This is a genomic window from Bradyrhizobium sp. 23AC (assembly GCF_054863025.1).
Genome location: NZ_JAVAYN010000001.1, coordinates 290138 through 311585, shown reverse-complemented (window position 1 = coordinate 311585; position 21448 = coordinate 290138). Strand labels below are relative to the sequence as shown.

The 21448-nt window shown below is 64.7% G+C and carries 21 protein-coding genes, 1 tRNA gene and 1 pseudogene; 11 read left to right on the top strand and 12 right to left on the bottom strand.

Going from position 1 to position 21448, the window contains the following annotated elements; translation table 11 throughout:
* The 7 genes and pseudogenes from RAD10_RS01475 to rpmH all read right to left on the bottom strand — a co-directional run bounded on the left by RAD10_RS01475 (window position 1) and on the right by rpmH (window position 5925).
* Window positions 1-987 carry a DUF1036 domain-containing protein gene (locus RAD10_RS01475; RefSeq protein WP_461616563.1) on the bottom strand — a complete coding sequence of 329 codons (987 nt, stop codon included), beginning with the start codon at window positions 985-987 and terminating at the stop codon, window positions 1-3.
* Window positions 988-1142: 155 nt separating this feature from the next.
* Window positions 1143-2030 (bottom strand): acetylglutamate kinase, encoded by an 888-nt coding sequence (argB, locus tag RAD10_RS01470; RefSeq protein WP_091955477.1) that lies wholly within the window; start codon window positions 2028-2030, stop codon window positions 1143-1145.
* A gap of 276 nt (window positions 2031-2306) precedes the next feature.
* Entirely contained in the window at window positions 2307-2672 is a 366-nt protein-coding gene (locus RAD10_RS01465; protein ID WP_461616562.1) for a DUF423 domain-containing protein, read from the bottom strand.
* A complete protein-coding gene (gene yihA / locus RAD10_RS01460) occupies window positions 2672-3325 on the bottom strand; it encodes a ribosome biogenesis GTP-binding protein YihA/YsxC (protein ID WP_461616042.1) in 654 nt (217 codons plus the stop codon). Before yihA ends, RAD10_RS01465 begins: the two co-directional genes overlap by 1 nt.
* Before the next feature lie 158 nt (window positions 3326-3483).
* Window positions 3484-5337, bottom strand: a complete 1854-nt coding sequence (gene yidC, locus RAD10_RS01455; protein WP_461616041.1) for a membrane protein insertase YidC — start codon at window positions 5335-5337, stop codon at window positions 3484-3486.
* 16 nt (window positions 5338-5353) lie between these two features.
* Window positions 5354-5762: pseudogene (gene rnpA / locus RAD10_RS01450) on the bottom strand (ribonuclease P protein component).
* Between the two features lie 28 nt (window positions 5763-5790).
* Entirely contained in the window at window positions 5791-5925 is a 135-nt protein-coding gene (rpmH, locus tag RAD10_RS01445; protein ID WP_008542748.1) for a 50S ribosomal protein L34, read from the bottom strand.
* Window positions 5926-6286: 361 nt separating this feature from the next.
* Here rpmH and RAD10_RS01440 point away from each other — a divergent pair, with 361 nt between their 5' ends.
* The 5 genes from RAD10_RS01440 (at window position 6287) to RAD10_RS01420 (ending at window position 10851) form a co-directional block, all read left to right on the top strand.
* A complete protein-coding gene (locus RAD10_RS01440; RefSeq protein ID WP_461616040.1) occupies window positions 6287-7786 on the top strand; it encodes an ATP-binding protein in 1500 nt (499 codons plus the stop codon).
* 265 nt (window positions 7787-8051) lie between these two features.
* Window positions 8052-8128 (top strand) — tRNA-Arg (locus tag RAD10_RS01435).
* Window positions 8129-8212: 84 nt separating this feature from the next.
* Complete coding sequence (queD, locus tag RAD10_RS01430) at window positions 8213-8569, top strand: 6-carboxytetrahydropterin synthase QueD (protein ID WP_461616039.1); 357 nt, start codon at window positions 8213-8215, stop codon at window positions 8567-8569.
* Between the two features lie 125 nt (window positions 8570-8694).
* Complete coding sequence (locus RAD10_RS01425; RefSeq protein WP_461616038.1) at window positions 8695-9597, top strand: hypothetical protein; 903 nt, start codon at window positions 8695-8697, stop codon at window positions 9595-9597.
* A gap of 369 nt (window positions 9598-9966) precedes the next feature.
* Window positions 9967-10851, top strand: coding sequence for a hypothetical protein (locus RAD10_RS01420; protein WP_461616037.1), 885 nt, complete (start codon window positions 9967-9969; stop codon window positions 10849-10851).
* Window positions 10852-10896: 45 nt separating this feature from the next.
* Here RAD10_RS01420 and RAD10_RS01415 read toward each other — a convergent pair whose 3' ends face one another.
* Entirely contained in the window at window positions 10897-11673 is a 777-nt protein-coding gene (locus RAD10_RS01415; protein ID WP_461616036.1) for an IclR family transcriptional regulator, read from the bottom strand.
* A gap of 163 nt (window positions 11674-11836) precedes the next feature.
* On the opposite strand from RAD10_RS01415, the gene RAD10_RS01410 reads away from it, so the two are divergent.
* The 3 genes from RAD10_RS01410 to RAD10_RS01400 are packed head-to-tail and all read left to right on the top strand — an operon-like array spanning window position 11837 to window position 15776.
* A complete protein-coding gene (locus tag RAD10_RS01410; RefSeq protein WP_461616035.1) occupies window positions 11837-12628 on the top strand; it encodes an enoyl-CoA hydratase/isomerase family protein in 792 nt (263 codons plus the stop codon).
* A 3-nt stretch (window positions 12629-12631) separates the two neighbouring features.
* Complete coding sequence (locus RAD10_RS01405; RefSeq protein WP_461616034.1) at window positions 12632-14719, top strand: acetate--CoA ligase family protein; 2088 nt, start codon at window positions 12632-12634, stop codon at window positions 14717-14719.
* Window positions 14720-14741: 22 nt separating this feature from the next.
* Window positions 14742-15776 (top strand): tripartite tricarboxylate transporter substrate binding protein, encoded by a 1035-nt coding sequence (locus tag RAD10_RS01400; protein WP_461616033.1) that lies wholly within the window; start codon window positions 14742-14744, stop codon window positions 15774-15776.
* Between the two features lie 99 nt (window positions 15777-15875).
* Here RAD10_RS01400 and rnk read toward each other — a convergent pair whose 3' ends face one another.
* The 3 genes from rnk to RAD10_RS01385 all read right to left on the bottom strand — a co-directional run bounded on the left by rnk (window position 15876) and on the right by RAD10_RS01385 (window position 17385).
* Window positions 15876-16289: a nucleoside diphosphate kinase regulator gene (gene rnk / locus RAD10_RS01395; RefSeq protein ID WP_461616032.1), complete on the bottom strand. Its 414-nt coding sequence runs from the start codon at window positions 16287-16289 to the stop codon at window positions 15876-15878.
* Window positions 16290-16299: 10 nt separating this feature from the next.
* Window positions 16300-16785, bottom strand: coding sequence for a GreA/GreB family elongation factor (locus tag RAD10_RS01390; RefSeq protein ID WP_461616031.1), 486 nt, complete (start codon window positions 16783-16785; stop codon window positions 16300-16302).
* A 273-nt stretch (window positions 16786-17058) separates the two neighbouring features.
* Window positions 17059-17385, bottom strand: a complete 327-nt coding sequence (locus RAD10_RS01385) for an antibiotic biosynthesis monooxygenase family protein (RefSeq protein ID WP_461616030.1) — start codon at window positions 17383-17385, stop codon at window positions 17059-17061.
* A gap of 236 nt (window positions 17386-17621) precedes the next feature.
* Between RAD10_RS01385 and RAD10_RS01380 the strand changes: the two genes are divergently transcribed.
* Together RAD10_RS01380 and RAD10_RS01375 are read left to right on the top strand one after the other, a co-directional pair.
* Entirely contained in the window at window positions 17622-18287 is a 666-nt protein-coding gene (locus tag RAD10_RS01380; protein ID WP_461616029.1) for a class I SAM-dependent methyltransferase, read from the top strand.
* Between the two features lie 13 nt (window positions 18288-18300).
* Window positions 18301-19344, top strand: coding sequence for a zinc-binding dehydrogenase (locus tag RAD10_RS01375; RefSeq protein ID WP_461616028.1), 1044 nt, complete (start codon window positions 18301-18303; stop codon window positions 19342-19344).
* Here the strand turns inward: RAD10_RS01375 and RAD10_RS01370 are convergent.
* Window positions 19337-20572, bottom strand: coding sequence for an MFS transporter (locus RAD10_RS01370; RefSeq protein ID WP_461616027.1), 1236 nt, complete (start codon window positions 20570-20572; stop codon window positions 19337-19339). The two genes, RAD10_RS01375 and RAD10_RS01370, sit on opposite strands and share 8 nt — an antisense overlap.
* A gap of 142 nt (window positions 20573-20714) precedes the next feature.
* Here RAD10_RS01370 and RAD10_RS01365 point away from each other — a divergent pair, with 142 nt between their 5' ends.
* A complete protein-coding gene (locus RAD10_RS01365) occupies window positions 20715-21371 on the top strand; it encodes a LysR family transcriptional regulator (protein WP_461616026.1) in 657 nt (218 codons plus the stop codon).
* The last annotated feature ends 77 nt before the right edge of the window (window positions 21372-21448 follow it).

Genomic DNA, 21448 nt, shown 5'->3' with positions numbered 1-21448 from the left:
TCACGGCACCGCAAAGCGCAGCGTCTTGCCGCCGCTCGACATGTCCACCGCGCCAAAGCCGGTCGCCGCGAATCCGCGCGCGCCGCAATCGGTCTGCTCAACGGTCTCGAACTTGGTCTCGCGCGTGCAGAGCTGCCTGTCGCCGCCCCAGTTCAGCGGCCGGTCCTTCAGCTTGACGGCGCGGTTGTCGGCGTCGACGGCCTCCGCGAAGCTGAATATCTGCTTCGGCTGGCCGGTCACGTCAGGATGCAGGCACGTCTTGGGATCAATGCGATACCAGCCGCGGCTGGTCACGGACTTGCCGTCGTCGGTCGCGATCGCCGCCATCACCTTGTGCGGCGTATCGTTGCACCAGGTGAGGCCGGTCGCGGACGGCGTCTGCACCGCATCGACCATGGTCTTGAAGAAGTTTTGCGAGCCCACGATGTCCGACGACAATCCGCGGCTCTTCAGGAACGCGGCCAGGGCTGCCTGCGTCTTCGGCCCGTCGACGCCGTCGATCGGCGCGGCGTCGTAGCCCGCGATCACCAGGAGCCGCTGGATGCCGGCGAGGCGGGCCTGCTCGTCGTCATATTCGGAATCCTCGGCGAGATAGGCAATGAGGTTGCCGTCCGCGCTTTGCGTCGGGGTGACTTGCGTAAACGCGGCCTGGGTCTGGCCGCTGCGGCATTGCCGGGCCGCCGCGATGACGAAATTATCCTGGGCGACACAGAGCATGTCGCTGCCGTTCTGCGGAATCGGGGAGGCGCCATAGACGCCGAGCGCGCGGGCATTGAGCAGGATGCGGTCGGCGGTCAGCGTGCCCTGCACCACCACGCGGCAGGTGGCGGGATCGACCCTGAACCAGCCGCGCGTCGCGGTCGCCGCCTTGTCGTCGATGCCGATCGCGGCCTCGACGACATAGGACATGCGGTTGCAGATCTTCAGATCGGCGAAGGCCGGCACCGAGGAGAAGACGAACGAGACGGCCGCGGCCGGCAGCGCCATCAGGAAGCGGGTCAGGGGTGAGCGGCGGGGGCGCTGAGCCCTCCGCCCGTCATGCCCAGGCTTGTCCCGGGCATCCACGTTCTTGGCGCGGATCGAAAGATCGTGGATAGCCGGGACAAGCCCGGCCATGACGGCTTTCTTTGTCCGTTCGTCTCTCACTTGTGGATCAGCGTTCCCGTGCCCTGATTGGTGAAGAGCTCGAGCAGCACGGCGTGCTGCATCTTGCCGTCGATGATGACGACGCCCTCGACGCCCTGCTCGAGCGCATAGATGCAGGTCTCGACCTTCGGGATCATGCCGCCGGAAATAGTGCCGTCGGCGATCAGCTTGCGGGCATCCTTCACCGACAATTGCGGGATCAGCTTCTTCGACTTGTCGAGCACGCCGGGCACGTCGGTGAGCAGCAACAGGCGCTTGGCCTTCAGCGCGCCGGCAACCGCACCGGCAAAAGTGTCGGCGTTGACGTTCAGCGTCTGGCCGTCCTTCGAGGTTGCGAGCGGCGCCAGCACCGGGATCAGCTCGTAGCCGATCAGCTGGTTGAGCAGCGTGAGGTCCACCTTCTCGGGATCGCCGACGAAGCCGAGATCGATTGCCTTCTCGATGTTCGAGCCCGGATCGATGATGGTCCGCGTCGTTTTCGACGCTTTCACCATGTTGCCGTCCTTGCCCGACAGCCCCACGGCCTTGCCGCCGGCTTCGTTGATGTAGCCGACGATCTGCTTGTTGACGGAGCCGGCGAGCACCATCTCGACGATCTCGATGGTCGCCGCATCGGTGATGCGCAGGCCGGCTGCGAATTCCGAGACGATACCGAGGCGCTTGAGCATGGTCGCGATCTGCGGCCCGCCGCCATGCACCACCACCGGATTGATGGCGGTCTGCTCCAGCAGCACGATGTCGCGGGCAAAATTCTTCGCGGTCTCCTCGTCGCCCATGGCATGGCCGCCATATTTGATGACGATGGTTTCCTCGTCATACTGCTGCATGTGCGGCAGCGCTTCGGACAGGATGCGGGCCTGGTCGAGCGGGGAGATGTCGGTCATGTCACGGATCTCGCTGGCGGGACTGGAGCGGCCTGCGTTCTATCCGATTGGCGGGCGTGGCGCAAAGTGTGGTGTTCGCTCTTACCCTCCCCTGGAGGGGGAGGGTCGATCGCGCGTAGCGCGAGCGGGGTGGGGTGGCGGTCTCTCCGCAATGAGCAGTGCCCGAGTGGAGAGATCACCCCACCCCGGCTCACACTTCGCTACGCTCAATGTGAGCCGACCCACGGGCGAGCTACGCTCGTCCCGGACCCCTCCAGGGGAGGGTAAGAAAGAGCGTCACTTCCTCGCCACCGCCGCCGCCGCACTCACCGCCAGCCAGCCCAAAATCATCACCGTCCCGCCCGTCGGCGCTGCATAGGGAAACAGCGAATGCCCGGCATATTGCCGCAAGGTGAGGTCGCCCGCGAACAGCACGGCGCCGATCACGAAGCCGAATGCGCCGATCAGGCCCATTCCGTCGTGCAGAAGGCCGCGGGCGAGCAGGGCCATCGCTGCAAGTATGGCAGTTGCATGAAACAGCAGCATCGTGCTGGCCGAGGCTAACCGGCTCGCATCGCCGCCATGCGCCGAGGCGGCGGCCAGCGCGACGCCGGCGGCGCCCATCAAACCGGCAAGTCCGATCAGCAGGCGCTGCGCCACCATCACGAAGCCCGCTCTTCCAGGAGTTTCGCCATCGCGGCGCGCAAGCTCTCCATGCCGGTCGAGCTGCGTGACGAGGTCGCGAGCACGTTCGGGAACGCGGCCGGATGCTTGGCCAGCGCCGCCTCGGTGTCGGCGATGCGCGATTGCAGCTCGGAGGCCTTCACCTGGTCGGCCTTGGTCAGCACGATCTGGTAGCTGACCGCGGAGCGGTCCAGCGTCTTGAGGACCTCGAGGTCGACCTCCTTGAGGCCATGCCGCGCGTCGATCAGCACGTAGACGCGCGCAAGCGAGGCGCGTCCCAGCAGGAATTTGTGGATCAGCTCGGTCCAGGACGCCACCTGGCTCTTGGGCGCCTTGGCATAGCCGTAGCCGGGCATGTCGACCAGGCGCAGGTCGGTCTTGCCGGGGACTTCGAAGAAGATCAGCTCCTGGGTGCGGCCTGGCGTATGCGAGGTGCGCGCCAGCGCGTTGCGCCCCGTCAGCGCGTTGATCAGGCTCGACTTGCCGACATTGGAGCGCCCGGCAAAGGCGACCTCAAGCCCCGCCATCGGCGGCAGCGTCTGGATCGAGGGCGAGGCCCAGATGAACTGCCAGTCGCGCGCGAACAGCTTCCGTCCGGCCTCGATCAGCTTCGCATCTTTGTCGTCGGTCATGCCGTTCATCCGACCACTCTATCCTCTCGTCATGGCCGGGCTTGTCCCGGCCATCCACGCCTATCGGCGCGGCACCCTCCAAAACGTGGATGCCCGGGACGAGCCCGGGCATGACGATGTGGAGGCATTTGCCCGCGTGACCAGGCACTCGCGTGGAGCTACGTCGCCTTCTTCGCGAACGTCGCTTTGAGATTGTCGAACAGCTCCACCTTCACCCCGTTGCGGCGCATGATGTAGCTCTGCTGGATCACCGAGAGCAGGTTGTTCCAGGCCCAGTAGATCACGAGGCCCGCCGGGAAGCCCGCCAGCATGAAGGTGAAGATCAGCGGCATCCAGTTGAAGATGATCTGCTGCGTCGGGTCCGGCGGCGTCGGGTTCAGCTTCATCTGGAACCACATCGTGATGCCCATGATGATCGGCCAGATGCCGAGCGCGAGGTAATGGCCGAACACCGGGATCGTGGTCGGATCGAACGGGATCAGCCCGAACAGGTTGAACAGGTTGGTCGGATCCGGCGCCGAGAGGTCCTTGATCCAGCCGTAGAACGGTGCGTGTCGCATCTCGATGGTGACGAACAGCACCTTGTAGAGCGAGAAGAACACCGGGATCTGGATCAGCACGGGAAGACAGCCGGCGACCGGATTGATCTTCTCCTTGCGGTAGATCTCCATCATCTCCTGCTGCTGCTTCACCTTGTCGTCGGGATAACGCTCCTTGAGCGCCTGCAGCTGCGGCTGAACCGACTTCATCTTCGCCATCGAGGCGTAGGACTTGTTCGCCAGCGGGAAGAACAGCAGCTTCACGATCACGGTCACGAGCAGGATCGAGATGCCGAAATTGCCGAAGAAGCGGTAGAAGAAGTCGAGGCCGAGGAACATCGGCTTGGTGATGAAGTAGAACCAGCCCCAGTCGATCAAGAGATCGAAATGGTTCAGCCCCAGCTCCTTGTTGTAGCCGCCGAGGCCGGCGAACGGGAACACGCCGACCACGCCGGCTTCCTTGGCGCCGGCGAACAGCCGCGCGTTCGCGGTCGCCGTGCCGCCGATCGCGACGGTGACGGGGTCGAGCAGGTAATCGGTCTGGTAGGTGTGGACGTTGCCGGATGGGTTCGACGAGAAGCGCGCCTGCAGCTGGGCATTGGTATCCGGCAGCAGCGCTGAGGCCCAGTACTTGTCGGTGATGCCGAGCCAGCCGTTGGTGACCTTGAAGTCCACCTTCTTGCTTTCGTCGATCTTCTTGTAGGCATATTCCTGCAGGCCCTGGTCGCCGAGATAGCCGATCAGGCCTTCATGCAGGATGTAGTAGCCGGAGACCTGCGGCGCACCGTGGCGCGAGATCAGCGCGAACGGATAGAGCGTAACCGGCGCATTGCCGACATTGCTCACCTCGTCCTTGATGGTGAAGAGATAATGGTCGTCGACCGCAATGGTGCGGCGGAAGGTGAGACCATCGCCATTCTCCCATTTCAGCACCACCGGCGTCGTCGGCGTCAGGCTGCCGCTGCCGTCCTGCTGCCAGACGGTCTGGGCATCGGGCATCTTCGCCGTCACGCCCGTCGCCGCCACCCAGCCGAATTCGGCGTAATAGGGCTCCGCGGTGCCCGAGGGCGAATAGAGGATGATCGGCGGCGACTTCGGATCGACCGTTTCGCGGAATTGCACCAGCGCGATGTCGTCGATGCGGCCGCCCTTCAGCGCGATGCTGCCGGCAATCCGCGGCGTGTCGATCTTCACGCGCGGGCTGGCTGCAATCGCGGCCTCGCGCGCCACCACGGGCTGGGCCTGCTGGTTCGCGCCCGGCGTTGCCGGCTGAGCGGCGTTGCCCGGCTGCTGCGGCGCCGCGCCCGGCGTCGCCGAGGCCGACGGCTGCGGCGTGGTCTTCTGGAGCTCGGACTGCGCCTGCTGTTGGGCGCGCTGCTTCTCCATCGCCGGCACATTGTAGAAATACTGCCAGGCGATCAGGACGAGGCCCGACAGAATGACGGCGAGGATGGTATTGCGATTGTCGGTCATCTCTGGGGTCTCGTCATCAATCCGGTTTGCGGCTGGCAGCAGGAGCGGGGCCCGGTACGGTCAGTCCTCGGGCTGCGTCCCTTCGCAGGTCCCTTGGCCGTATGCCGCGCCGGCTTCGTGAACGCCATGCGCAGATCGTCGAGCATGGTGGCGAAGTCGCGCGAGAGCGCGCTGCTTCGTCCGACCAGGACATAATCATGATGGGGCTGCATCGACACCGGATCGAGCCGCTTCACCAGTTCGCGAAGCCGGCGCCGGATACGATTGCGCGCGGGGGCGTTGCCGTTCTTTTTGGTAACGGTGAAGCCAATCCGGATCGGGCCGCCGTCATCGCGGGGGCGGCTTTGCAGGACGAACGCGGGACTGTTCACCCGCGCGCCATTGGCAACGGCGAGGAAATCCGCCCGCTGCCTCAGCCGATCCATGATGAAATCCCGGAAAAGGGGGTCCGGCTCAGGCGCTCAGACGCTTGCGGCCGCGAGCGCGGCGCGCGGCGAGAACCTTGCGGCCGCCGGCAGTGGCGAGACGGGCACGGAAGCCGTGACGGCGCTTGCGCACCAGTTTGCTGGGTTGATAAGTCCGCTTCACGGGTTTTTCTCCGCTGACCGGGCAATTTGCCTGTAGAATTGATGGTAAAGTCCGGAAGATGCGGCCCAAAACGAGCCGTTTCCGGCCCCAAGAGAGCCGCTCCCGGTGTCGCACCGGGTCATCGCGGACAATTTGCGCGGCTTATAAGGGAGTGCCTTCTTTTCGTCAACGCCGCACAAGCGCACGATTCCGGTGAATATCGCTGTTTGTGCGGGGTTTTTAACCCTTGAGGTGGCGACTCGCGATATCAGCGCTTACATCCCACCTCGGCAGATTAGCGATCCGTAATTTGACCGGACCGGGGTCGGGCCGCATCTTCTTACCAACAATCCTTCATCCGCCAAAGGCGAGGGCGACTTTCGTGGCAACGACAGACCTCCAGCCGGTCCAGGATCAGGATCAGCCGGACCCGCCGGCGATGCGCCCCCGTGGGACGCGCGGGCTCGGGCTGTCGGGCAAGCTGTTGCTGCTCACCGTCCCCCTGGTGATGATCGCGGCCGTGCTGCTCTATGTGCCCGCCATTGCCAACTTCTGGGTCAACCGGCTGAACGACCGCGTCGCCGCAGCCAACACGGCGGCGCTGGTGCTGGATGCGGCGCCGCTCGGCATGGTTCCCGATTCGCTGTCGCGTCAGATCCTGAAAAGCATCAATGCCCGCGCCGTCGCCATCAAGATGGGCCAGCAGCGCCGATTGCTCGCCAGCGACAATTTGCCGACCGCCATCGAGCATGACATCGACCTGCGCGACATGACGGCGTGGGAGGCAATCACCGGCTCGTTCCGGATGATGCTGGAGACCGGTAACCAGGCCATCCGAATTGTCGGGCCCGGCGTCGGCACGGCTCAGTTCATCGAGATCGTGACCGACGAATTGCCGTTGCGGCAGCAGATGTACCGGTTCTCCCGCAACGTCGTGGTGGTCGCGCTGATCATCGCGGCGCTGACCGCGGGCCTCGTCTATCTGGCGCTTCATTATCTCTTCGTCCGCCCGATGCGGCGGCTGACCGCGAGTCTGGTCGGCTTCCACGAGAACCCCGAAAGCTCGGCGGGGATCATCGTGCCGAGCCAGCGCAGCGACGAGATCGGGGTCGCCGAGCGCGAATTGTCGGACATGCAGCGCGATTTGATGTCGATGCTGCATCAGAAGAGCCGGCTCGCCGCCCTTGGCCTCGCCGTGTCCAAGATCAACCACGATCTGCGCAATCTGCTGGCCTCGGCCCAGCTGCTGTCGGACCAGCTCGCCAGCGTGCCGGATCCGCGGGTGCAGCGCTTTGCGCCAAAGCTGGTGCGCTCGCTCGAGCGCGCCATCGCCTTCTGCCAGTCGACGCTGTCCTACGGCCGCGCCCAGGAGGCCGCACCGGACCGTCGCATGATCCCGATCGAGCCTGTGGTGCTGGAGGTGCGCGAGACCGCGGGCCTCGCCTCCGACGCCTCGATAGCCTGGGTCGCCGCGATCGATCGCGGGCTTGCGGTCGATGCCGATCCCGATCAGCTGTTCCGGGTGCTGCTCAACCTCGTCCGCAACGCCGCGCAGGCGCTGGAAAGTCACGCTTCCGGCGAGGGCGGGGTGCAGCAGATCCGGATCACGGGAAAACGCGAGGGTGCTGTCGCAATTCTCGAGGTTTCCGACACCGGCCCCGGTGTCCCCCCGAAAACCCGGGAGCACCTGTTCGAGGCGTTCCAGACCTCCGGCCGCCCCGGCGGCAGCGGCCTTGGCCTCGCCATCGCCGCCGAGCTGGTCCGCGCCCATGGCGGCGATATCCATCTGGTCGAAGGCACCATCGGCGCCACTTTCCGCATCGTCATCCCCGACCGCCCCGTCGAGCTCCTCTCCATCCGCAACGAGCGGCAGAGGGCGTAAGTCGGCCAAAGGCCGAGTTCTTCCGTCATTCCGGGGCGGCGCAAAGCGCCGAACCCGGAATCTAGAGGTTTGAGCGCGAGATTCCGCACTTCTCGCTTCGCGAGCCCGGGAATGACCGGGCGGAGATCGTCATCTCCCTGCAAAATCTCCCCATCCCGGACCTTGCCAATCGGGACAAGAGCGGTTAGTCAGAGCGCTCTTTCGCACCCCCTCCGGCTTTGCCGGGGGCTGCCTGCGGGCCAAGCCCGCGCTGTTTGCGAAAAACGCGCCCGTAGCTCAGCTGGATAGAGCATCAGACTACGAATCTGAGGGTCGGACGTTCGAATCGTTCCGGGCGCGCCATTCTTCGCCGAAAGGTCAGGACCTAGCAGCATCTGGTCGCCAGACGGGCCCGAGACCGGATGGCGATGCCGTGTGAGGAGCGGAATGAAGATATCGCAGGCGTTCAAGTTCGAGGCGGCGCATCGGCTGCCGAACGTGCCCGAGACCCACCGATGCCGGCGGCTGCATGGTCATTCCTACCGGGTCGAGGTCCAGCTGGACGGGCCAGTCGATCCGCACACCGGCTTCGTCGCGGATTTCTTCGACATCGAAAACAGCTTCGCCGACATCCTGGGCGCGCTGGATCACCACTGCCTGAACGAGGTCAAAGGCCTCGAGAACCCCACCGCCGAGAATATCGCGATCTGGATCTGGGACCGGTTGAAGCCGAGCCTTCGACAGCTGTCGGCGGTCCGTGTCTATGAAACGGCGGACTGCTGGGCCGAATATAACGGGCAGTAGCGATGGCCCTGCGCTGATCCGGCGCGGGCCGCCCTTGGCTCGGTCGGATAGAGCATCAGCTACAATTCCGGAGGGGGGACGTTCGAATTGTTCCGGGTGCGCCAGTTCGGTAGTAAGTACGTCCCATGCGTACCATCGATCGTCTGTTCTCCTGCCTCGTCCTGTTCCTTGCAATCGCAGCCGTCCCGGTGCTTCCCGCGAGCGCGGCCGAGATCTGCCCGTTCATCAGCGCCAAGGAGCTCGCCGGCGCGATGCCGGCGCCCAAATGGTCGCTGATTTCAAATCAGGACGGCCGCGGCTGCATCTACCAGGCCGGGCGCGGCGACACGATGATGCTCTCCGTGTTCCGCAATCCCGACAAGGACCGCGCCAGGGAATTGTACGCGACCTTCGTCAAGACGCTCGGCGAGCGTATGCCGCTTAACGCAGTCGCGGGGATCGGCGACGAAAGCCAGGGCGGAACGAGCGCGGCCGGCGCGGAGCGCCAGGAAGCCTCGGTCGTCGCCTTGTCAGGCGATTACATTCTGCAGATCACCGTCTATCCGATCGGCCGGCGCGCCGACGATGCGCTGCTTGGACCGATCACCGAGGCCGCGCGCGTGGCCATAGGCAACGTGAACAAGAGCAGCGAGCGGTTCGGTAATTGCGAGTGGCTCACGGCCGCGGATGCCGACGGCTTTCTCGACAAGAGCACGCTGACGGTCCAGCGCACCGGCGCGGGCAGCTGCATGATGTTCGATCGCGACGCCAACACCATGACCGTCGCGGTGATCGCGACCTCGCGCGATACCGCCATCGGCATGATGAAGCGCGCAGGTCCCTGCAAGCACGTGGCGATACAAGAGCTCGGCAGTGAAGCGTTCGGCGAGCATTCCTGCTCCAAGGGCAACGGCAACGCCGTCACCATCTACGTCTGGAAGAACGGCAGGCAGGCTTCGATCCTGTTCGCCCCGGTCAAGCCGCATCCGGAGTCCGGCTCGGTCGAGCGCCTGAAGGCGGTCGCCGGGCGGGTTTATGGGAAGCTGTAAGGGCGCCTGGCGTGTCATTTGGACGCGGTGGACGGGCCGATCGTCCCGGCGTTCGGGGCCCGTCACTTAACAGTCGATTCACCGTCGGGGGCTGACCTGCAATTTCGCAGATTGCGCGGCCTCGACCGGAACGGTTAGCTTACGAGCACTGATTCGGCTTCACGCCCTGAGGTTGATCAGCCCTGAGTGCGACGAGCTGACCAGCAGCCCAGTCGAGCGCGACATGGTGTCTGGTGAAAGCGTTCACTTCGGTTGGTCGAAACCGATTAACGTGCGGCTGCTATCGTGACGACTGGCATGAGGCCAGACCCCTGCCTGTGACCCGGCAATGATTGACGGTCGTCCAGGTCAATACGTTCAGGAGGCCTCATGGTTGCCATCAATCCCGTCGGCGCGACGGCGCTCACCCTGCTGAAAGCAAGCCCCACCGCAGCTGCTGACCCCCAACCAGGCGGGGCCAGTCCTATCCCTCATGTCAATGCCGCTTCTACTCGCAGTTTCGGGCCCGGAGTAGCCGGCGCCCTGGCCAGGATCGGAGAGCTCGCCAAACAGCTCGATGCCATCAAGAGCGGCTCGGCGAGCGATGCGGCCGCGAACGCATCAGCGAACGATGCGATCGCACTGGTGAAATCCTGGGTGAAGGCCGGGACATTCAAGGATGCTGCCAGCGGTCGCGACGATGCCTTGCTCAGGCAAATGGCTCGCGACCATCAACTCCCGACGCTGCCGGCTCTCACGACTGAGCAGGAGAGATCTTTGAGCCTCGCGGAGTTGCGCGTTTATGTTGAAGCAAAGTGGTGGCAGGCCAATTACGAAGTTCAGCCGGCTACTCTGGAGGATGCCAAAAGCCAGTTCGTTCAGATGACGTTGTCGGGACTTCCTGATGCAATCGCGGCACAACGAGCGGCGATCGCCTCCGGCGCATACAATGACGAACAGATGTCCAACGTGACCGCGGATCTTGCGTCGATGGAAGCCCAACTCGGCGCCGTCCGCAGTGGCAACGTCAAGATCGAGCTCATGGACCCCTCGTTCTATACGATGTCCACCAACACCTTTCGTACGGTGCGGGATGGCTCGGGACTCATCATCGGCGCAGCGATTGACAATGGCGCAATCGGAGGACCAAGCCTGACGGATCAGGGTTACGATCATTACGGCGTTAGCCGGGGGAGCTGGTTCTATAAGGGCCAGGGCCAATTTGGCCACAGCGAATACCTCGGCGCCTATGTCATCACGTGGGGAGAGACCTGAGCCCGGCACCCAGGGCGGGATCCAGGCCGTCGATGCCGGTCGGCTTCAACAGGCTGCCAGCACCTCCTTGCACTTGGCCGCAAAGGCGTTGAGGTACGCGCCCATCTCGCCGGCCAGCGCCTCGGACCGATCGACATTCTGCAGGCTCATGTTGAGTGCGTAGACCGGAAGCCCGCCCAGCACGATGGGCGTGGCAACGGCGAGAACGCCGGGTTGCCACGACACCGCGCAATAGCCGTTGCGTTCGACCGAGCGAATCGATGTCCTGACGCCCGCAAGCAGCGCCTTGGTGGCAGCAGTGTTGCGCCGCTTGAACAGTTTCAGCAATCGCTCGCGCTCGGCCTCGGCAATGCCGGCCAGATAAGCGCGACCCAGCGACGTCAACTCCATCGGGACCTGCTGGCCGGCGACGACGTTGCGCAGCGCCGCGCGCGGGCTGTAGCGGATCGACTCCAGATAAACCATCATGGTTCGATCCGCCGTCGCGAGCCCGACATTGAGCCGGCGCCTCGCCGATTCCGCCCGCATCATCGGCCCGATCGCGTTGAGCACGGGCGATCCCGTCCGCATCGCGTGGCCGATGCTGATGACGGAGGCGGCAAGGCGGTAGGTCCGCTGGCTACGAACTTCGTCGAGCATCCCGGAATTGACCAGCGTTCGCGTCAGCCGGCTGACCGTGGATCGCGGCAATCCGGTCCGCTCCGCAATCTCGCCGTTACCCAGCGTGTCGACGCCGGGCCGGAACGCCCGGAGGATCTCGATGCCCCGTTCGAGCGACCGGTTGCCGTGAACTCCGCCCGCATATCTGCGCGCCTGCGCCACATCCAGCCTCCGACTTGGCGTTTCCACTAAGTGGAATTAGGGGGATGTTCCGGGGGGCGCAAGCCGCTATCAGCACAGGGAAGAAGAATGCCCGGCCGCGCTGGGGCTCAACGAGGAAACGGCACGGCCGAAATCGGCATTCGGAGCCCGAACGGAGCTTGCCATGTCCTATCAGCTCATCGAATTTTCCGTCGAAACCGGTGTCGCGACGATTGCATTCAACCGGCCGGACCGGCGCAACGCCATGAGCGACGACATGCGCGCCGAGTTCGTCGGTGCGCTCGAAACCGTGGCTCGCGACAAAGCGATCAAGGCTCTGGTGCTGACCGGGCGCGGCAGTGCGTTTTGCGCCGGCGGCGACATCAGCGGAATGAAGCGCCGGCTCGAGTCGCCGCAGGGCGAAGTTGCATTCAACGGATGGAGCCGTCAGCAGGGCGTGCATCACGTGCAATCGTTCCTGCTGGGCCTGCCGAAGCCGACGATCGCCGCCGTCAACGGCGCCGCGGCGGGCCTCGGCGCGGACACCGCGCTGGCCTGCGACTTCATCATGGGCACGGAGCGATCGAAATTCACCTGGTCCTACATCAAGCGCGGTTTGATCCCCGACGGCGGCGGCCTGTATTTCCTGCCCCGCCGGGTCGGGCTTCCCAAGGCCAAGGAGCTGATCTTCACCGGGCGCGTCGTCGAGGCCGACGAAGCGCTCGCGCTGGGGATCGTCGATCGCAAGGTGGCCTCGAGCGAACTGCTGCCCGCAGCGCAGGCCTGGGCGGCCGAACTGGCTCAGGGCTCTCCCACCGCGTTGGCGCTGGGCAAGAAGATCCTGAACGAGACCTTCGAGCATTCCGCCAATGACATTTTCAGTCTCGGCAGCCAGGCGCAGGCCATCTGCTACACCAGCGCGGAGCATCGCGATGCAGTGATGGCCTTCCTCGCGCAATCCGCGTCGAAGGATTGAGCCATGGCTGCAATCGAACGCCTGATCCGGCCCCGCAGCGTCGCAATTATCGGTGCGTCGGCGGACCCGAGCAAGACGTCGGGGCGACCGGCGTCCTATCTGCAGAAGCATGGCTTTGCGGGTAAGATCTATCCCGTCAATCCGAAGGTCGAAAACATCGGCGGTCTGACCTGTTACCCCGACGTCGCCTCGCTGCCCGATGTGCCTGAAGTCGGCCTTGTCCTGCTCGGCGCGGAACGTGCGCACATCGCGGTGCGCGAATTGTCCGAGCGGGGGGCCGCCGCGGCGATCGTTCTCGCCAGCGGTTTCACCGAAGCCGGCGCGGAAGGCGCCGAGCGTCAGAAGCAGCTCATGCAAGCCGCCGGCTCCATGCGGATCCTCGGGCCGAACACGATCGGCCTCGTCAATCTCACCGACAATATCGTGCTGTCGGCGTCGGGCGCGCTGGCGATGGATGACTTCCCGGCGGGCGCCATCGGATTGGTCTCGCAAAGCGGGGGCATTCTCGGAGCCTTGCTGTCGCGCGCCGCGGCGCGCGGGGTCGGGCTGTCGAAGCTGGTGTCGACCAGCAACGAAGCCGATCTCGAACTCGCTGATTTCATCGACTTTCTCGCCGGCGACAGCGCAACCAGCGTCATTGCGCTCTATGTCGAGGCGATCCGCAATCCGGCCCGCTTTCGCGAGTCGGTTCTGAAAGCGCGACGTGCCGGCAAACCCGTCGTGGCCTTCAAGATCGGCCGATCGGAGGCGGGCGCACAGGCGGCCATCTCGCACACCGGTGCGCTTGCCGGCTCGGACCGCATGTATGACGCCTTCTTCCGGCAACTCGGCGTGATCCGTGCCAGGACCTTCGAAGATCTGCTCGACATTCCCGCAGTCCTCGCCGCGGGACGGCAGCTGTCCGGCCCGCGTGTTGCGATCCTCACCTCGACCGGCGGCGCCGGCACGATCGTATCAGACAGTCTCGGCGTCGCCGGCTTTGCAACGCCCGCACCCGATGCTGAGACGGCCGCGCAATTGCGCGCGTTGCAGTCGGGACCGCAAGCCAATCTCGATCGCAATCCGATCGACGTGACCCTGGCCGGTCTGCAGCCGGATCTGCTGCGCGCCGCAATCCGCATCCTGCTCGCAAGCCCGTCCTACGATGCGCTGGCCGTCATTGCCGGCTCGTCAGCCGTGGGATCGCCGGGCCTGATGGCCGATGCCATCCACGACTGCCTGCCGCTCAGCGACAAGCCGGTCATTGCCTATGTGAGTCCCCACGCGCCCGAGGTGGTTTCCGTCCTCACCCGGCGCGGCGTCCCGGCCTACACGTCCGCCGAAAGCTGCGCCGCTGCGCTCGATGGGCTCTTGCGCGCCGGAAGGCCGGAGCAGGTCCAGACCCCTGGCGCGATCGGGACGACGGTCGACATCGGCGACTTCCCGGCGGGATCGCTTGATGAAGCACAGGCCAAGGCGTTGTTCGCCCGCTTTGGTGTTCCTGTCGCTGCAGAGAAGGTGGTCGCAACGGCGAGCGAAGCGGAGCAGGCCGCACGAGACTTCGGCGACCGGGTCGTGCTCAAGATCCTCTCGCGCGAGATCGCGCACAAAAGCGATGTCGGCGGCGTCGCGGTCAACCTGACCGCCGAGACGATCAGTGGCCGCCTGACGGCAATGGCGGACGAGGTCGAGGCCAGGGTCGGGACGCGACCGCACCGGTTCCTCGTGCAGGAGATGGTTTCCGGTGGCGTCGAGATTATTCTCGGAATGCATCGCGATCCCCTGGGAACGGCCATCCTCCTCGGCATGGGCGGCGTCACCGCCGAACTGTTCAAGGACACGACGATGCGCCTGCTGCCACCGGATGGCGGCCTCAGTCATGCCGAGGCCCTCGCGATGGCGCGGGATCTCGTCACATGGCCGTTGCTGGACGGTTTTCGGGGCCGGCCGAAATGCGATGTCGAAGCGCTCGCAGAAGCGATCGTCGCTTTTTCGCGCATGGTTGCGCAACTCGGCGATCACCTCGTCGAGGCCGAAATCAATCCGGTCTTCGTGCTGCCGGCGGGCCGGGGCGTGAAGGCAGCAGACGGATTGGTTGTTCTCGATGTCTGAACAAAATCGGATGGAGTTCCAGATGGCCAGTAGCGGAATCATCAATCACGACGGCGCGCGCAGGAACGGCTTCGCCGTGCGGCGCTGGCTGAACCTCGCCATCCTCGCTTGTGCTGTCGTGTCGGCGGTCGCCGGGCTGGGCGTTGCGCCCGTGCGCGCGGAATATCCCGACAAGATCATCAAGATCGTCGTGCCCTTCGCAGCCGGCGGCGGGACCGACATCATGGCGCGAACGACGGCGCAGGAAATCCAGACGGAACTCGGCAAGTCCGTCATCATCGAGAACAAGCCGGGCGCCGGGACCATCATCGGGACCCAGACGGTGGCGACCAGCGAGCCCGACGGCTATTCGCTGCTGATGGCGACCTTCGCGCACGCGGTCAATCCAAGCCTGTACAAAAAGCTGCCGTTCGATCCGCACAAGGATTTCGCGGCGGTCTCTCTGATCGCGCGATCCTTCAATATCGTCGTCGTCAATCCGGCCTCCAAGATCAACTCGATCTCGGATTTGATCGCAGAAGCCAAGGCCAATCCCGGCAAGCTCAATTTCGGCACGTTCGGCACCGGCACCTCGGCCCATCTCGCAGGCGAGCTGTTCAATGCGATGGCCAAGGTCAAGATGACGGCGGTGCCCTACAAGGGCGCGGCGCCCGCGATCAGCGATCTCTTGGGTGGACAGATCGACGTGATGTTCACCACCGTGGCAAGCGCGGCCTCGCTGGTGGCTGCAGGCCAGCTCCGGGCGCTGGCTGTCACGTCCGCCGAACGCTCGGCGGCATTTCCGCAATTACCTGCTGTCGCCGAGGCCGGCGTGCCCGGTTACGCCGCCGAATCCTGGTACGGATTGTACGCTCCGGCCAAGACGCCCGCCCCGGTGATTGCGCGTCTCAATCAGGCGATCGCAAAGGCGGTTCAGTCCGGCGCTTTCAAGAAGCTGGAGGCCAACGAAGGCCTCATCATGGTCGGCGGCGCTCCGGAACAGCTCGATCGCTACGTCGGGCAGGAGGAGGAGCGCTGGCGCAAGCTGGTCAAGGACGCCAACATCGAGGTGCAATAGGACAGCAGGAGGGCGCCTGCGCATTGCGAAACATTGCGCAAGCACGCTCCGCTTCTATCTGTCCTCGCTAGAGTGTTCTGCTCGGTCGGATGACAGCCCTCATTCGGAGACGGCGAGAACGGTCAGCCCCCTGGCGCGCTTGTCCGGCGTCTCGAACTCGATCCGCTGCCCCACCGAGAGGCCGATCAGGGCCGCTCCAACAGGCGTCAGGATCGAGACCCGGTTGAGTTCGATGTTCGCCTCGTGCGGATAGACCAGCACGATCTCCCGGCTCGCACCGGTCCCGTCATCGCGATAGGTTACTTTGGAGCCCATCCTGACTACGCCGCGCAGATCGTTCTCTGCGGCGACCGACGCGCGCTCCAGTTCGCGCGCCAGAAACTGGGCGACACGGGGAAACAGATCCATGGTCGAATTCGCCAGCGAGCTGAGACGCCGCGATTCGTCTTCAGTGATCTTGATCGGCGGCAACGCCGGCTGGTCTCGCCGAATCTCGGTTTCAAAGTTGTGCATTTGATGTCTCCTATGCTGCAGTTGGTCCGGGATCGTCATCGAGCGGCTTGCTGCGCCGATGAGCCCGGAAGAGAGGGACGACGTTGGGACTTGATTGGGCGACGTTCTGAACCCTGACGACGTTCAGGCAGCCGGCGAGGATGTATGGCATTTGGTCGCCGACCCGCAGGCCGATCAACGCCGCCCCCAAAGGTGTCAGGACCGAAATGTGGGCGGGATCCGACCCACACTCCTCCGGCCAGACCAATTGCACGATGCGGCGCGGAACGCCCCAATTCGTGCAATAGGTGACCCATGTTCCTACGGTCACCCGCGAACGGAGATCGTCCCAATCGTTCGGCACGATGTCGGCGCGGTTGATCTCACTGATGAGGAATATCCCGTCCAAATCGCCTTTTTGGGCGGCAAGGCGGGCAAGCCGTTCGAGTCGCGGATAGTCCGATGCGGTGAGCGCGATTTTTGGAAGAGGCAGCACGGCACACTCCTTCTGCTTCAAGACGACCTCTCAGGGCGAGGTCACGAAAGCTGGAAAAGAGCCCGGACGGCGCAAGCACCGTCCGGCTAACCGCCTGCTTGGAGGCGGCCGGCGTGAAGACCAAAGCGCGCGGTGCGCGCATCTATGTCGACGACATATGCCATGACATCCTGACTATAGTGATTCATTTCACGGCGACCATTGCGGCGAAACCGCACAGTCGCGAGCGATCGAATCGTTGCAACGGCCATAATTCGACGGCGATGTGAGCTTGAGTTTTGACACCTCAGGCTTTCACCGCAGGCCCTGTTCGTCGATCAGGACGCGGTGGATCTCGATGCGCTCCGGCAGCTCGATCAGGAATTCCGCGTCGCGCGCGAGATGATGGACCTTGGTCGGCTCGCCCTTGGTGAAGGCCGTCATGGCCGCGATGTCCGCCCAATAGGAGATGGTCGTGAACCACGTCTCTTCGTCGCGGTCCTCGCGCAATTGCTGCACACCGAGCGCGGTCCCTAGCAGCGGCGGAATGCCCTCGGCCTGCAGATAGGCTTGGTAGGCATCGGCGAGATCGCGGCGGGTGCGCCCCCGCCAGATGCGAGCGATGGTCGGCTTGGTCGGCATGGTGGACTCCTTCCAGGCGAAACGCCGTGCTTCGCAGTCTCGTTCCATGCGCCTCCCTGTCGCTGCCGGCGGCGGAACCTGTGCCGGCTGCTGACGGTCCCGTCTCGGAATTCCCCATCATTGATCTGAAGCAATGATGATCCCGACGACCAATGCTAGAACGTCTCGCAAGTCGCGACTCAGGGCTCCCCAGCCGGTCGCGACAATCGCAGCGCGTGTTGGAATCTGAGGGCTCAATGGGACGACTACTGAATATCGTGACGCCGCTGCATACGGCGACGAAGCGCGACTACATGGGCCGCATGAACGACGACAAGATCGGCTGCTCGCTGAAAGCGCGGGAATACGAGGCCGACTATTGGGATGGCGACCGCCGCTTCGGCTATGGCGGCTACCGCTTCATCGAGGGGCGCTGGGCGCCGGTCGCCAAGGCGCTGATCGAGACCTATGGCCTGAAGAACGGCTCCAGCGTGCTCGACGTCGGCTGCGGCAAGGGCTTCCTGCTGTACGAGATGCAGAAGATCCTGCCGGGCTTGAAGGTCGTCGGCTTCGATATCTCCAAGCACGGCCTCGAAAATGCGCACGAGCAGGTGAAGCCCTACCTCTTCAACTATCGCGCCCAGGACATCTATCCCTATGGCGACGACAGTTTCGACCTCGTCATCTCGCTCGGCACCCTGCACAATCTCCGGCTGTACGAGCTCGAGGCGGCGCTCAAAGAGGTCGAGCGCGTCGGCAAGGACAAATACGTCATGGTCGAGGCCTACCGGAACGTCGCCGAATTGCACAACCTCGAATGCTGGGCGCTGACGGCGGAGTCCATCCTGCACACGTCCGAATGGATCTGGCTGTACGGCAAGCTCGGCTACACCGGCGATTACGAATTCATCTATTTCGAGTGATCGGGCGCTCCTCATGGACATCAAGACTGCCAAGGCAGCCATTCTCGTCGAATCCGGCAAGCCGCTGATCATCGATGAGTTCACTCTGCCGGATGCGCTGGAACACGGCCAGGTGCTCGCGCACGTGCACACGTCGAGCATCTGCGGCGCGCAGATCAACGAGATCGATGCCGTCAAAGGCGTCGACAAGTTCCTGCCGCACCTCTTGGGGCACGAAGCGCTGGCGACGATCGTCGAAACCGGACCCGGCGTCGTGTCCTGCAAGCAGGGCGACACCGTCGTCATGCATTGGCGGCCGGGCAAGGGCATCCAGTCCAATACGCCGGCCTATTCCTGGCGCGGCAAGCGCCTCAATGCGGGCTGGGTCACCACCTTCAATGAATATGCCGTGGTCTCGGAGAACCGTGTCACGCCCGTTCCCGCCTCGATCGACCGCACCAGCGCGCCGCTGCTCGGCTGCGCGGTGACGACCGCACTCGGCGTCGTCAACAACGATGCGCAAATCGCCATCGGCGAAGCTGTCGTCGTGTTCGGCGTCGGCGGCGTCGGGTTGAACATCGTGCAATTCGCCGCGATGGTCGGCGCCTATCCCGTCATTGCGATCGACCGCCTCGACAACAAGCTGGCGATGGCGAAGGATTTCGGCGCCACCCACACCATCAACTCCGAAGCGGTCAAGGATCTCGCTGCCGAGGTTCGCTCCATCACCGGCACTGAGGGACCCGACAAGGTCGTCGAGACCACCGGCGTCAAGAATTTGATCGAGCTCGCCTACGAGATCACGGCGAAGAAAGGCCGCTGCATCCTTGTCGGCGTTCCCCGCGAGAAGGCCGAGATCTACACGCTGCCGTTACATTTCGAGAAGGTGCTGAAGGGCTCCGAGGGCGGGCAGTGCCAGCCCGCGCGCGATATCCCGCGGCTCGTTCGCCTGAGCGACGCCGGCAAGGTGAGCTACCGCGGGATCGTGACCCACGAGTTCGCGCTCGACGACGTCAACGACGCGCTGGATTTGATGCGCAGCGGCACATCGGGGCGGATCCTGCTGAACATCAGCTGAGCGCGGCGGCGACGACGCCGACAACATGCCGACGCTGGCGCTGCAGCAGCCAGGCTGCGATCGCCATGTTCACGATGTTCCAGGTGATGCCATTGACCAGCGCCGAGGCGTAGGAGCCGGTCCAGTCGTAGATCGCGCCGGCCATCCAGGCCCCCAGCGCCATGCCGGCGAGGGTGACCGAGATGGCGAGGCTGACGCGGAAGCCGGCTTCCCGCGCCGGGAACAGCTCGCGGATGATCACCGCATAACTCGGCACGATGCCGCCCTGCGCCAGGCCGAAAATGGCCGACACGACGTAGAGTGAGACCAGCCCGTTGGACGGCAGATAGAGCGCGAGTGCCATGGCCTGCATCGCCGAGCCCAGCAGCAAGGTCGGCAGGCCGCCGATGCGGTTCAACAGCCAGCCGAAAACAAAGCGGCTCGCCACGCTGAAGCCGAGCATGACTGCCAGCATTTCGGCGCCGCGCGCAGAGCCGTAGCCGAGGTCGCCGCAATAGGCGACCAGGTGGACCTGCGGCATCGCCATGGCGACGCAGCAGCAGATGCCGGCTAAGGCCAGCAGGCCCTGGGTGACGGAAGGGGGCAGGCCGATGGTCTGCATCGTGCTGCCGCTGCCTGCCGCTTCCCGTGCGGCCATGCGGACGACGGGTCGCCGCAGCAAAACCAGAGACAGCGGCAGCATCGTCGCCAGGCAGAACAGGCCGATGCCGATATGGGTCTGCCGCCAGCCATACGCGGCGATGGCGTGCTGGACGATCGGTGGCCAGACCACGCCGGCCAGAGAGCTGCCGGCCATCGCCAGGGAAATGGCAAGGCCGCGGTGCTTGTCGAACCACAGCGAGACGTCGGCGACCAAAGGCGCGAAGCTGGCCGCGCCGCCGAGGCCGATCGTGAGTCCTGAGATCAGCGCGAACACGAACAGGCTCGGTGCGAAGACGGTGAGGACGTAGCCGAGGCTCATCAGGACCGTGCCGCCGGCCAGCGGCGGCAGGATGCCGAAGCGATCTGTCAGGCGGCCGATCACGATGCCGCCGATCATGAAGCCGATGATGGCGAGCGTGTAGGGCAGCGTCGCCTCGGCTCGGGGCGCATTGAAATCGGCCTGCACCGCCGGCAATGCCACGACCAGCGACCACATGCCGACGCAGCCCAGTGTGCTGAGTGCCATGGAGATGGTGAGGCGAATCCAGGAATAGGAGTTTTCGATCGACGGCGTTTCGGGGGGCACTGCGACAGGTTTCCTCGGGCTGGGCTAGGATCGGCCCTGGGGTATCGCTCGCCGTCAGCGGCGACAAAGCAGGATTTCTCTTTTGTCGGGCGAGCGAAACTCATGCATCCTCCCGGCATTCCCGCATCGCCCGGAGCCGGCCATGACGTATCTGCTGCCGCCACTCAATGCCCTGCGCGCCTTCGAGGCCGCCGCCCGCCATCTCAGCTTCAAGCAGGCCGCTCATGAGCTGCACGTCACGGCCGGTGCCGTCAGCCAGCAAGTCCGTCTGCTGGAGGAGCGGCTGGGCGTGCAGCTGTTCGAGCGACGGACACGGCAGATCATTCTGACCGCTGCCGGCGAAACCTATCTGGCGCCGGTCCGTGACGCCTTTCGTTGCCTTGCCGAGGCCACTGCCGAGCTCAAGCCCGAGGGCGTCACAAGCCTGCTGCATATCGGGCTCCACGCCAGTTTTGCGGTCGATGCGTTGCGGGCGCGCCTGGCGCAGTTCCGCCGGGCCGAGCCCCAGATCGCCATTCGGATCAGCCAGCCGGCGGGGCTGCACGAGCTGCTCGAAGGCAAGGTCGACGTCGTGATTGCGGACAGGGTGCAGCGCTGTCCCGGCTACAAATGCGAGCCCCTGGAGAGCGGCTTCCTGATCGGGCCGCTCGGCACTGCCGATTGTCCGGAGATCGAAACCTTGCGGTCCTGCCTGCTTGGCGATGTCGAGCGCGCGCGGCCGGCCACGCCGAGGGCGCCGTTGGCTGCCAGTGCGGCAGGCCCGGCACGCAGACCATCCAAGCCGTTCTTTTCCGCCTGAACGGGCCTGTTCTCAGGTTTTACCATGACGGCTTCGCGCGCCGGCCGTAACCGGCGGTTAACCATGGATATTTACGG